Source organism: Klebsiella sp. CTHL.F3a, from assembly GCF_019890895.1.
GTDB classification, from domain to species: Bacteria; Pseudomonadota; Gammaproteobacteria; order Enterobacterales; family Enterobacteriaceae; genus Klebsiella; species Klebsiella grimontii.
In genome coordinates this window covers 4,406,006-4,417,978 of record NZ_CP082360.1, presented here as the reverse complement: position 1 = coordinate 4,417,978, position 11,973 = coordinate 4,406,006, and the positions used below count along the sequence as shown (strand labels likewise).

Here is an 11,973-nt window from a genome sequence, read left to right as displayed (position 1 = left end):
TCTCCTAAGCCCGGTGCGCGACGCGTTCGCCGAGCAAACCGGCCGGGCGGAAGACCAGCACCAGGATCAGCACCATAAAGGCGAAAATATCCTGGTAGTTGCTGCCGAAGACGCCGTGGGTCAGGTCGCCGAGATAGCCTGCCCCAAGGGATTCGATAAGGCCCAGCAGCAGGCCGCCGATCATCGCGCCGCGAATATTGCCGATGCCGCCGAGCACCGCGGCGGTAAAGGCTTTAATGCCGGGTAGAAAGCCCATGGAGAAACCAGCGCTGCCGTAGTTGCTGGCCATCATCACGCCAGCCAGCGCGGCGAATACGCCGCCGATGGCGAAAGTGAGGGCGATAATCGCGTTAGGGTTAACGCCCATTAGCGTAGCGATGCGTGGATTTTCCGCTACCGCGCGCATACCGCGGCCTAAGCGGGTGTATTCCACCAGCAGCCACAGGCCAAGCATCACCGTGAGGGCCAGCGCGACGGTGACGATACCGGTGACGGTAACGAGAGCCGGAGGATGCGCTGCGCTGCCGTGGGTCACGGCGATCGGGTCCATCGGCAGGATCTGCGGGAACATCAGCGGATTGCGCGACCAGACGATCATCGCTACGGTTTGCAGCAGCACCGAGACGCCGATCCCGGAGATCAGCGGCGCCAGGCGCGGGGCGTTGCGCAGGCGGCGGTAGGCAAAGCGTTCGACCGCCATCGCCAGCAGGGCGCAGACCGTCATGGCCAGCAGCAGCGCCAGCCCGAGCTGCGCCAGCGGCGGCAGAGTGGGGAAATGCGCGTTCAGGGCGTGCATCCCGGAAAGGGTGGTCAACGCGCCGACCATCAGAATGTCGCCGTGGGCAAAGTTAATAATGCGCAAGATGCCGTACACCATGGTATAGCCGAGCGCGATCAGGGCGTAGATGCTACCGAGCATGACCCCGTTGATGATTTGTTGTATGAGTGTGTCCAACTGATTGTTCCGACAAGATGCTCAAATAATCGCTACCATCCAACAAATGAATTAAATTGTAAAATACGCATATATTCTTTCTTATTATAAATATGTTGTTAGATATCTTTATGATTTCAAATATAATTTAATAGTTCATCGGATAGCGAAATGCGCTAAGAAAATCAACATATGAAAAAAACAGAACAATCAGCGGGGCCGGTTAGCTGGTCGGAGAGTACGCTGGCCAACGATCCGCCGCTGCGGGCAGTGCGCGCCTTCGAGGCGATCGCACGCCTCGGCAGCGTGACCCTGGCGGCGCAGGAGCTGGCGATATCGCCCTCGGCGGTTAGCCATCAGCTCAAGGTGCTGGAGGGCTATTTGCAGATCCCGCTCACCGAACGGCAGGGGCGACGGCTGACTCTCAGCCAGCAGGGGCGGGAGTATTACCGCTCGATCCGCGCGGCGTTTAACGTACTGCGTCAGGCCACCGAGCATCTCGTCGAGCAGGTGCAAACCCAGCAGGTGACGATCAGCCTGATCCCGCTGTTTGGCATGGGCTGGTTTATTCCCCGCCTGCCGTCGTTCGTGCACGCGAACCCGCATACCGAAATCAACGTGGTTTACGCTAACCACCGCAACTATCTTAGCGACGCTTCCGATATGTCGATCCGCTTTGGCAACGGTCACTGGGTGGGCTATCAAAGTGAAAAGCTGATCTCCGGCAGAATGGTGCCGGTATGCAGTCAGGCTTTTCTCCGCCTCCATGGGCATATTGATACCCCGGAACAGCTGTTGCAGATGCCGCTGCTGCACGACGAGGAGCGCACGACCTGGAATCAGTGGTTTGTGCAGCAGGGAGTGAAGCGCCCGCCGCGCTCGACCGGGCCGCTGTTTGAGGACGGCCTGCTAACCCTGGCGGGCGTACAGGCCGGGCTGGGCTGTGCGCTCATGCGCGAGCCGCTGATCGCTCCCTATCTGAAGAGCGGCGAGCTGGTGAAAATCTTTGATGCGGCAATTGATGATGGCCGGGATTATTATCTCTGCGTACGTCAGGATAGCGAGATGACCCCCAACGGTAAACTATTGCAGAGTTGGCTACGCCAGCAGGCCCTCGGTTGATATTTAGTTAAGAATTTACTTAAGCCAGCTCACACTTTTGTTCGGTCGCCATTGTCATTACGCAGGGGCGCTTAGATAATCCGCCGAAATAACCCATTTTTATGATGGCGTGCTACTGCGAAAGCAGGCAAGACCAAAATAGAAATGCTCTCCCGCTAAGGGGAGCGTCTCTGTTTTGGTCTTTTTTTTTGCCCCAACACCAGGGAACACTATGAACTATAACGAAACAGCAGACAAAATCCTCCACGCGGTGGGCGGTGCGGAAAATATCCGCATGCTCACCCATTGCGCGACCCGGCTGCGCATGGAGTTCAACGACCGCACAAAGGTAAACGATGCGCAGATTGGCACCCTCCCCGGCGTAATCAGCGTGGTGGAGAAGGGCGGCCAGTTCCAGATTGTGATCGGCAACGAGGTGCAGCAGGTTTATCGGCGGCTCAATAAGGCGCTGCCGGAGAAAAAAGGCCCGGCAGGCGGCGATAAAAATGCGAAGCCGGCCGGCATCGTCGCACGGATTATCAGCGTTATTTCGACCACCTTTACCCCGGTGATCCCGGCGATTACCGGCGCGGGGATGATTAAAGCGCTGTTGGCTATTCTCAAGCTCACGGGGGTGATTAGCGAAACCAGCTCGACGTATCAGCTGCTGAATATTATTGCTGATGCGGCCTTCTTCTTCCTGCCGGTGCTGCTGGCCTACGGGGCGTCGCTGAAGTTTGAATGCAACCCCATTCTGGCGATGACCCTCGCGGGCGTGCTGCTGCATCCGGGCATCGGCCAGATGCTGGCGGCCGGTAAAGCGGTCGATTTTGTCGGCATCAACGTCCTGCTGTCCGATTACGCCGGTTCGGTGCTGCCGATTATTCTGACCGTGTGGCTGATGTCGTGGGTGGAGCGCTTTGCCGAAAAAGTGTCGCCATCGATTATCAAGTTTTTCGTTAAGCCGATGCTGATCCTGCTGATTACCGCGCCGCTGGCGCTGGTGGTGGTCGGCCCGGCGGGCATTTTGCTTAACGATCTGGTCGCCGCCGGAGCGGGCGCTATCGACCGCCACGCCAGCTGGTTGATCCCGATGCTGATGGGCACCCTGCAGCCCTTCCTGATCATTACTGGTACCGCCTGGGCGATGACGCCGATCGCCACCGGCCAGCTGAGTAAAAGCGGTTACGAGATGATTAACGGACCGGGGATGCTGGCGTCCAACGTGGCGATGGGGGCGGCGACGCTGTGCGTGGCGCTGAAAACCAAAAATAGCAACCTGCGCCAGCTGGCCTCTTCATCGGGCTTTACCGCGCTGCTGGGGATCACCGAACCGGCGCTGTACGGGGTGCTGCTCAAGTTCCGCCGCGTGCTGATTGCCGCGATGATCGGCGGCGGCTGCGCCGGGGTCTACGCCGGAGTGAGCGGGCTGGTGCGCTACGCGTTTGTCTCGCCAGGCCTCGCGGCGCTGCCGGCGTTTATCGGCGAAAACCCAATGAACATCGTCCATGCGCTGGTGACCTGCGCGATCTCCATCGTGGTGACCTTTACCCTGACCTGGTTTATCGCCTTTAAAGATACGCCTGAGGATCAAGAAGAGGTCAGCGAGGCGCCGCAGCCTGCGGTGAGCCCGAAAAGCGAAGGGGAGACGGAAGTATTCAGCCCGCTGCGCGGCAAGGTGGCGGCGCTCAGCGAAGTGAACGATGACGTCTTTTCCGGCGGTCTGCTGGGCGAGGGGTTGGCGATTCGTCCCGAGGAAGGGGTACTGCGCGCGCCGTTTAGCGGCACGGTGATGATGTTCCTGCCCTCCTGCCACGCCGTTGGCCTGCAGAGCGACAGCGGTCTTGAGCTGCTGATCCATATCGGTATCGACACCGTTAATCTTAACGGCCAGCACTTTAGCTCTACGCTGAAGGTGGGCGATAAGGTGGAAGCCGGACAGGCGCTGATCCGCTTTGATATTCCCGCCATCGAGCAGGCCGGGTATGACCTGATTACGCCGGTGATTGTGGTCAACGGTGACGAGCAGCACTCGCTGCGCCTGACCGCCGCCGCACAGGTCGATTACGGCGAGCAATTGATGGTGCAATCCGCTAAGGAGGCGCAGGCATGATTTATCAAAAGAAAGCGCAGTTCCCGGACGGTTTTCTGTGGGGCGCGTCCACCTCGGCCTATCAGGTCGAGGACGCGTGGAATGAAGAGGGTAAAGGCCCCTCGGTGGTCGATATGCTCAGCCATCCGCCGGGAACGGCGGACTTCCGTATCGCCAGCGACCACTATCATCGGGTGGAGGAAGACGTCGCGCTGATGGCGCAGATGGGGCTGAAGGCTTACCGCTTTTCGGTGGCCTGGTCGCGGGTGATACCTGACGGCGACGGCGCGGCGAATCCGGCCGGGCTGGCCTTTTATCACCGCCTGATCGACGCCCTAACGCGCCATGGCATCACCCCCATCGTCACGCTGTACCACTTCGACCTGCCATGGGCGCTGGAGCGAAAAGGCGGCTGGCTGAACCGCAAAACCGGGGAGGCGTTCGTGCGCTATGCCCGGCTGCTGTTCAGCGAGTTTGCCGATAAAGTTGTGCTCTGGCTGACCATTAACGAACAGAACACCATGATCCTGCATCCCGGCGCGATTGGCGTGCCCGCCGATCGCGAACTGCCGGACAAGAAAGCCCTGTACCAGCAGAATCACCATATGATGCTGGCCCAGGCGCAGATCTTCGCCCTGTGCCACCGCGAATTCCCCGGGCTGCGCATCGGCCCGGCGATAAACACTACGTCGATGTACGCCGAAAGCTGTAAACCGGAGGACGCCATCGCCGCGCATAACTGGGAGACGCTGCGCTGTTGGAGCTTTTTGGATGTGGCGGTACATGGCCGCTACAACGCCTTAGCGTGGGCGTATTTACTGGACCGCGGTCTTGCGCCGGAAATGCAGCCAGAAGATGCGTTGATTTTGCAGCAGGGACGGCCGGATTTTATCGCCATTAACTATTACTCCACCGCCACCATTGCCGCCAGCCGGGGAGATGGCGGCGACGTTGCGCCCCGCGCCGGGGACCAGCAAATTATGCTGGGCGAAGAGGGGGTTTATCGTCCGGCGGAAAACCCGTGGGTTGGCAAAACCCCCTACGGCTGGGTGGTTGATCCGGTGGGGCTGCGCCTGACGCTGCGTAAAGTGTGCGAACGCTACGGCCTGCCGATTCTGATTAGCGAAAACGGCATGGGCGCGCCGGATAAGCTGGAGCATGACGGGACGGTAAATGACGACTATCGCATCGCCTTCTTACAGGCGCATATCGAGCAAATGCGTCTGGCGATAGCCGACGGCGTCGAGCTGATGGGCTACTGCCCGTGGGCGGCGATTGACGTGGTCAGCACCCATCAGGGATACGCCAAGCGCTACGGTTTTATTTATGTCGATCGCGGCGAGGATGACCTGAAGAGCCTGCAAAGGATCCGCAAACGCAGCTTCTGGTGGTATAAGGATGTCATCGCGCAAAACGGCAACCACGACGAGTCGCAGAGATGATTGTTCAGAAGGTGCTCAACAATAGCCTGGTGCTCTCTATGGATGACGATAGCAGGGAGGTTATCGTCATGGGGAAAGGCATTGGCTTCAACAGCAGACCCGGGGATGAGATCGCCCCGGAGAAGATTGAGAAGCTGTTCGTGACCCAGGCGCTCGGCGCCCGCAGCGGCTATCTTGAAGCGCTCTCCGCCATTCCGGACGAGGTGATCGAAATGGCGGCAATGATTATTTCCCGCGCCAATATGCAGCTTGCCAGCAAGGTTCGCGAGCAGATTTTCTTTACCCTCGCCGACCACTTGACCTTTGCCATCGAGCGCAGCCGCAAAGGGATCGCCATTCAAAATCGCCTGCTGCCGGAAGTCAGGCGTTTTTATCCGCAGCAGTTCCGCGTCGCCAGCGAGGCGGTAACGATTATTCGCCAGCAGTACGGGATTGAACTGCCGGAGGAGGAAGCCGGGAATATCGCCTTTCATCTGGTAAACGGCCAGAGCGAGGGCGACGACGTGGCGCAGACCATGCAGTCGGTGAAGATGCTGAAGGATATTTTTAATCTCGTGCAGTATCACTTTAAACAGCAGATAGATACCGACTCGATTAACTACTCGCGTTTTCTGGTCCATATGCAGTTTTTCCTCCAGCGTTTACAAGAGGGAGAGCTGGACGGCGCGCGGGACAGTTTTTTGCTGGTGCAGGTGATTAAGGCGTATCCGGAGGCGTACCGCTGCGCGCTGCTGATCCGCGATTACGTCAAAGCCCAGCTCGATATCACCCTCGGCGGCAACGAGCTGCTGTGGCTCACCGTTCATCTGGTGCGGATCGCGGGCCTGGATGCGTGAATCACCGATGCCGAAACTGCAGCGTCGCCGGCAGGTAGCGCTGTAGCGGCTCGGGCGTATTGCCGTCAATCAGCTGGCTGATTAAATCGTAGCAGTGCCAGGCCAGCTGGCGGTTGTCCTGCTGGACGGTATCAATACGCAGCGATAGCGAATCGTAGAGATAGTGATCGTCAAAACTTGCCAGGTGGATGTCTGAATCCAGCAGATGGTGCTGGCTCATATAGCGCAGCACCCCTTCCAGTAGCCCGCAGGCGGCGGTAAACAGCGCCTTTGGCGGCCGACCCAGACGCGCACAGAGGGCGGCGAACATCTCATAGCCGGAGCTGGGATGGTAGTTGCCGTTGATCACCCACTCCGGGCGCAATTCAATACCCGCCTGGTCCAGACCCTGCGTAAACCCGGCCAGACGATCTCGGGAGGGCGACAGACGCGGCTGCCCGCCTAAAAACCAGAACTCATCGCGATGCTGAGGCGCGATGCGGGAAATCAGCTCCGCCGTCGGGGTAATTGAATCGGTCATCACCAGCGGCAGGGCGCTTTCATTAGGGCAGCGGTCAAACAGCACCACCGGCAGCTGTTCGCTGAGCTTCAGGTAGTCGGCATCGCTGTGCATACAGGAGGCGACGATCAGCCCGTCGACCTGGCGGGCAATCATGTTATTGACCACCATGCTCTCCTGACCGGGGTTTTCGTCGGTACAGGAGATCAGCAGCTGGACGCCCGCTTCGCGGCACAGCATCTCCAGCTCATGGGAAAAGACCGCAAAGCCGTAGTTGGTGATCTCCGGCACCACCAGGCCGATGGTGTGGCTGCGGTTATCGCGCAGCGAGCGGGCGTGAATGCTCGGCTGATAGTGCTGCTCGCGGGCAATCGCCAGCACGCGCTCGCGCGTCTCCTGCGCTACGCGCAGCTCTTTGCCACGCCCGTTGAGCACCAGGCTAGCGGTCGCTTTGGAAACGCCCGCCAGTTCGGCGATATCTTTAATGGTTACGCGTTTGGTTTTCATTACGACGCCATGAGCCTGAAAGCAAAACGCTTATTCTATCATGCATGTTCGCAGCGGCCAGTAGCAGAATGCATCCGGCGCGCTGCCGGAGAAAATCAGCTGCGACGGATAATCCGGGAAGCAGCGGCTGCTCATTACGCCTTCGCCGTCGTTAATGAAAATTTCCACGCTCGACCGATCGATGAAAATCCGCAGCGTGCGGACCTCGCCGCGCCAGTAGCGATAGTGCATCTCGTCGCTGGCGAGGCTGCGTCGCGCCAGACGGATACCGCTGGCGTTGCGCTCAAGGGTTAACGCGCCGCCGAAATCAAGGCTTAGCGCGTCGTCGACGGCGGTTTGCAGATTGATTTCCATCGGCGCCAGCGGTAGGGCGTTCCCCGACCAGCCGTGCGCTTCCCCGCGCAGGGCGGTCAGCTCGCGCAGCGGACGCTGGTAGAGCTGACCGTCGATAAACTCCAGCTCGCGAAGGCAGGTCATCTGATGGATCCAGCCATGAGCGAGCGTCGGCTGAAGCATCTCTTCGCCGTCCGGGACGCCCATCCAGCCGACCAGCAGGCGGCGGCCATCGCGGGTGTGCGTAGTTTGCGGGGCATAAAACTCAAATCCGGCGTCCAGCTCGTGCAGCTCGCCGTGTTTGAACGCAGCGCGTTCGTAGTCGACATCGCCGCTCATCCATACCGCCGGATAGGTATTGAGGAAACGCTCTTCTTCACGAGCTATCCCCTGCGGGCAGCAGATCAGAATATGCTGGTCGCCGAGCGGAAACAGATCCGGACACTCCCACATATAGCCCGCGTCGCTCAGGCCGTTAATGCCGTCGCCGGCGATTTCGCCCTCGCTGCGCCACTGATGAAGGTCCGGGGAGCTGAGCAGCAGCACCTTACCGCGCTTTTGCCGATCCTGCGCCCCCAGCACCATGTACCAGCGGTCTTGATGCCGCCAGACTTTCGGGTCGCGGACGTGGCCGGTATAGCCCTCCGGCAGCGGCAGGACCGGACCGAGCTTAGTGAAGGTACCGTCGGCGTTTTCCGTCGCCAGGCACTGCCACGCGGTTCGGCCGCCATCATTGAACTTCACGTTGCCGGTGTAGCACAGGGTGAGCGTACCGTTGTTATCCACCGCGCTGCCGGAGTAGCAGCCGTTGCGGTCGTACTCTTCATCCGGCATCAGCGCAATAGGCTCATGCCGCCAGTGCAGCAGATCCGCTGAACTCCAGTGCGCCCAGCATTTGAACTTATGATCGCAGGCGAGCGGGTTCCACTGGTAGAACAGGTGATAGCGCCCGGCAAACTCGACAAACCCGTTGGGGTCGTTCATCAGCCCTGTGACTGGCGCATGGTGCCAGCGGGGATAGTGGCTATCGGCCAGCGCGCGCGGCTGGCCCTGCATAACGGCCTGCAAAATCGCAGGCAGACGTGATGGAAGTGACATTATTCAGCGTCCGTTTTGTATTTCAGCAGCAGAGAGACGACGAAAGCGACGCCAAAGGCGATGACCATGCCGATAATGTAGTTCAGCAGCGAGCTGGCCTGCACGATGGCCATGCCGGGAATCGCCGTCAGGCCGACTGCGCTCATATAGACGTGCACGGACACGACCCACGCGCCGCCCGCCGCGCCGCCGATCAGCGCCGCGATAAACGGCTTCATGAAACGTAAGTTGATACCAAAAATCGCCGCCTCGGTGATGCCCAGCATAGCGGAAAACGCCGAGGGCAGCGCAATGGCTTTGATTTTGACGTCTTTGGTTTTAAACCATACCGCCAGGCAGGCGCCGCCCTGGGCGACGTTGGCCATGGACCAGATCGGCAGCAGGAAGTTGACCCCGATGGACGGGTTGCCCAGCAGGCCGGCTTCGATGGCGTGGAAGCTGTGGTGAATACCGGTAATGACGATAACCGAATAGAGACCGCCAAACAGCAGTCCGGCCAGCCAGCCGGCATGGCTAATCAGGGTACTCAGGACAAACGAGATGCCGTCGCCGAGCGCGCGACCGGCCGGGCCGATAATCAGTAGGGCGATAAAACCGGAAATAATCACCGTCAGGAATGGCGTCAGGATCAGGTCCAGCGCATCGGGGATCGCGCGACGCAGCTGCTTCTCAACGATACTCATAAACCATACCGCCAGCAGCACCGGGAACACCGTCCCCTGATAGCCGATCATGGCGATCTCGAGGCCGAAGAAGTTCATGGTATGGAAACCGGCGGCCACGCCCCAGGCGTTAGTTAGCGCCGGGTGGGTCAGAATGCCGCCGAGCGTCGCGCCGAGGTAGGGGTTACCGCCGAATTCGCGGGCCGCGGTAAAGCCAATCAGGATCGGCAGAATGATAAACGCCGCCGAGCTGCACATATCCAGCATGATGTAGAGGGCGTTGCTCGGGTCAACCCAGCCGTAGGTTTTGACCATTCCCAGCAGGCCCATCAGCAGGCCGGAGGCGACGATTGCCGGGATAATCGGCACGAAGATGTTCGACAGCAGGCGCGCGATACGCTGGAAAGGATTAAGCTTTTTCGCCGCGATGTCGGCGGCTTCCGACTTGCTCGATTCGCTAATTCCTGCCGCCTGGATAAAGGCGGCGTAGACTTTGTTCACCACCCCGGTGCCGAAAATAATCTGCATCTGCCCGGCGTTACGGAAACAGCCCTTAACCCCTTCAATTTTGCCGATGGCCTGCTGGTCGGCCAGCGAATCATCGACCAGCACCAGCCGCAGACGCGTGGCGCAGTGCGCGGCGCTGGCGATATTTTCCTTGCCTCCCAGAAGCGGAAGCAGCGAGCGGGAAATCTGTTCAAAATCCATAGTACCCTCTGAATGCGTAAAATTTTCGTGTTGTCGTCCCGTGTTCACGGGGGCGCAGTTTCTGCGTCGTTATCCTGTCCGGGGCGACAACGCGCGCGTAGCCGCCCCGGATGTTCCTGTCGTCAGACGTTACCCGTCAGAACCAGGTTTCCATCTGCATACCGAACGACCATTCGCCGCCCGATTTAAAACCACTGCTGCCCAGCGCGTCGTCGCTGGCGTAATTATTCAGTTTTTTGCTCCAGTCCATCCACGAGGTATAAAGGCGGATTTCAGGACGGCTGAAGAAATCACCGATACTGCCGACCTTAAAGGTCGGGGCGAAGGTGAGCTTGTAGAAGCTACCGTTCACCGCATGGCGATCGTTATAACCTTCAGGTTTAAGATCCATATACTGGTAGCTGCCTTCGTAAGCGAGAGCGAAGTTCTGGTTGATCTCCTGGATTAGACGCATGTTGAGCGTTGCCCACTGATAGCTGTCGCCCTCGGCATAACGATCTTTACTGCTTTGCGCCAGGATAGCCGGGGCGATAAACCAGTTTTTGCTGAGCGGCGTGGTGCCGTAGCTGGCAAAGCGCCAGGTGTTGGCCCCCGAGCGTAACGCGCCGTCAGAGCCGATGCCTTTAACTTCCGCGCCCAGGCCGTGACCGTAGAGCAGGGCGGTTTTGCTGGTGCCTTCACGCAGGCCGTAAAAACTGTCGTTATGCAACCCGAGCAGCGCATGGGTCCCGGTATTTGCCGCATCGCCTTTGACCGGATTACCGTTGGTATCCTGACGTTCATCGTTGTCTTTTGCCCGCATCCCGCTGACCATCACCTGCACCGGACCGATAAAGTTGTTCATGCTGACGATATAGTTCTGCACGCTGTTGCTCGAATCAGCAATATCGCCGAAGTTGCGTCCGTAGAGAGAGAAGTTACTGCGAATGCTATCGTTCCACCTGACGTCGTAAATACCGCCCCCGGTACCGGCGAGGAACACAACGTCAGAGTCAATCCAGTGAATATCAAAGTTGTCGCGATCGAAGCGTTTCCCGGCCCACAGGGTGGATCCTTTAAACGGCCCTTCGAAGGCAGGCAGGTTGCCCAGTTCGACGAAAGCCTGGCGAACGTTCAAATCACTGGTGCTCGCCGTCCAGTCGTTATAATTGGTTTGTCCGTCGGCGACCATCACTTTGAAGCGGGTCGTCGCGCCATTATCCAGGGTCTGCTTATGTTCAAGATTCATTTCAACATAGGTATCGGCCTGGTTTCCCAGACGGCCGATAGCCCCGCCGGTTTCCCCCGCTGGCGTCATGTAGGCGCCGGATTTGGTGCTGGCGGCGGAATCATTCATTATCACGCCGGAGCGGGCGTAGCCGTGAAACTCAAAGCCGCTTTTCTCATCGGCTTTTTTCTCAAGTTTGGCGGTACGTTGAACCACTTCCTGCGTCGTGTCCTGATTTTTTTGCTGCTGGGTGGTCAGCTGCTGGACTTTTTTCTCCGCTGACTCGGCGCGGTTTTCCGCGGTTTGCGCTCTGTTTTCCGCCTCCTGCAGGCGTTTTTCCAGCGCGACCAGGCGGGCTTCTATACTGCTGAGGTCCGTTTGCGCGTGGGCTGAGGCGGCGCCGGTTAGCAAAGCGATAAGGACCGCGAGTGTGCTTTTTTTATACATGCTGGTTGCATCCCGAAAGTAAAATTTGAAAATGTTGTTTTTTGCTAAACCGGTTTAGGTGCTATGTTAAACATGAGCCTTAACATTTTGAAATGGATTTTGCTAAA

9 protein-coding genes are annotated in these 11,973 nt (G+C 58.8%); 4 read left to right on the top strand and 5 right to left on the bottom strand.

What is annotated here, in order from left to right:
• Positions 1-4 precede the first annotated feature (4 nt).
• Positions 5-919 carry a branched-chain amino acid ABC transporter permease gene (locus tag K7H21_RS20770; protein ID WP_004130142.1) on the bottom strand — a complete coding sequence of 305 codons (915 nt, stop codon included), beginning with the start codon at positions 917-919 and terminating at the stop codon, positions 5-7.
• Between the two features lie 207 nt (positions 920-1,126).
• On the opposite strand from K7H21_RS20770, the gene K7H21_RS20765 reads away from it, so the two are divergent.
• From K7H21_RS20765 to licT, 4 genes are all read left to right on the top strand, one after another.
• Positions 1,127-2,056: a LysR substrate-binding domain-containing protein gene (locus K7H21_RS20765; RefSeq protein ID WP_032742070.1), complete on the top strand. Its 930-nt coding sequence runs from the start codon at positions 1,127-1,129 to the stop codon at positions 2,054-2,056.
• 211 nt (positions 2,057-2,267) lie between these two features.
• Positions 2,268-4,148, top strand: coding sequence for a beta-glucoside-specific PTS transporter subunit IIABC (locus tag K7H21_RS20760; RefSeq protein ID WP_142469766.1), 1,881 nt, complete (start codon positions 2,268-2,270; stop codon positions 4,146-4,148).
• Positions 4,145-5,569, top strand: coding sequence for a glycoside hydrolase family 1 protein (locus K7H21_RS20755; protein ID WP_223035318.1), 1,425 nt, complete (start codon positions 4,145-4,147; stop codon positions 5,567-5,569). Before K7H21_RS20760 ends, K7H21_RS20755 begins: the two co-directional genes overlap by 4 nt.
• Entirely contained in the window at positions 5,566-6,405 is an 840-nt protein-coding gene (gene licT, locus K7H21_RS20750; protein ID WP_004130146.1) for a BglG family transcription antiterminator LicT, read from the top strand. The genes K7H21_RS20755 and licT overlap by 4 nt, the downstream gene beginning before the upstream one ends.
• Position 6,406: 1 nt before the next feature.
• Here licT and K7H21_RS20745 read toward each other — a convergent pair whose 3' ends face one another.
• The 4 genes from K7H21_RS20745 to K7H21_RS20730 form a co-directional block, all read right to left on the bottom strand.
• On the bottom strand, positions 6,407-7,411 hold the full coding sequence (locus K7H21_RS20745; RefSeq protein ID WP_049112201.1) for a LacI family DNA-binding transcriptional regulator: 1,005 nt from the start codon (positions 7,409-7,411) through the stop codon (positions 6,407-6,409).
• Positions 7,412-7,441: 30 nt separating this feature from the next.
• Positions 7,442-8,842, bottom strand: a complete 1,401-nt coding sequence (locus K7H21_RS20740; protein WP_004130148.1) for a sucrose-6-phosphate hydrolase — start codon at positions 8,840-8,842, stop codon at positions 7,442-7,444.
• A complete protein-coding gene (locus K7H21_RS20735; RefSeq protein WP_004130149.1) occupies positions 8,842-10,212 on the bottom strand; it encodes a sucrose-specific PTS transporter subunit IIBC in 1,371 nt (456 codons plus the stop codon). Before K7H21_RS20735 ends, K7H21_RS20740 begins: the two co-directional genes overlap by 1 nt.
• Positions 10,213-10,348: 136 nt before the next feature.
• Positions 10,349-11,866: a carbohydrate porin gene (locus K7H21_RS20730; protein ID WP_004130150.1), complete on the bottom strand. Its 1,518-nt coding sequence runs from the start codon at positions 11,864-11,866 to the stop codon at positions 10,349-10,351.
• Positions 11,867-11,973 lie beyond the last annotated feature (107 nt).

Excerpts from the sequence above, each read along its gene's own strand:
- K7H21_RS20765 (WP_032742070.1), top strand. The coding sequence starts at position 1,127 with ATGAAAAAAACAGAACAATCAGCGGGGCCGGTTAGCTGGTCGGAGAGT.
- K7H21_RS20735 (WP_004130149.1), bottom strand. The coding sequence starts at position 10,212 with ATGGATTTTGAACAGATTTCCCGCTCGCTGCTTCCGCTTCTGGGAGGC.
- K7H21_RS20745 (WP_049112201.1), bottom strand. The coding sequence starts at position 7,411 with ATGAAAACCAAACGCGTAACCATTAAAGATATCGCCGAACTGGCGGGC.
- licT (WP_004130146.1), top strand. The coding sequence starts at position 5,566 with ATGATTGTTCAGAAGGTGCTCAACAATAGCCTGGTGCTCTCTATGGAT.
- K7H21_RS20730 (WP_004130150.1), bottom strand. The coding sequence starts at position 11,866 with ATGTATAAAAAAAGCACACTCGCGGTCCTTATCGCTTTGCTAACCGGC.
- K7H21_RS20755 (WP_223035318.1), top strand. The coding sequence starts at position 4,145 with ATGATTTATCAAAAGAAAGCGCAGTTCCCGGACGGTTTTCTGTGGGGC.
- K7H21_RS20740 (WP_004130148.1), bottom strand. The coding sequence starts at position 8,842 with ATGTCACTTCCATCACGTCTGCCTGCGATTTTGCAGGCCGTTATGCAG.
- K7H21_RS20760 (WP_142469766.1), top strand. The coding sequence starts at position 2,268 with ATGAACTATAACGAAACAGCAGACAAAATCCTCCACGCGGTGGGCGGT.
- K7H21_RS20770 (WP_004130142.1), bottom strand. The coding sequence starts at position 919 with ATGCTCGGTAGCATCTACGCCCTGATCGCGCTCGGCTATACCATGGTG.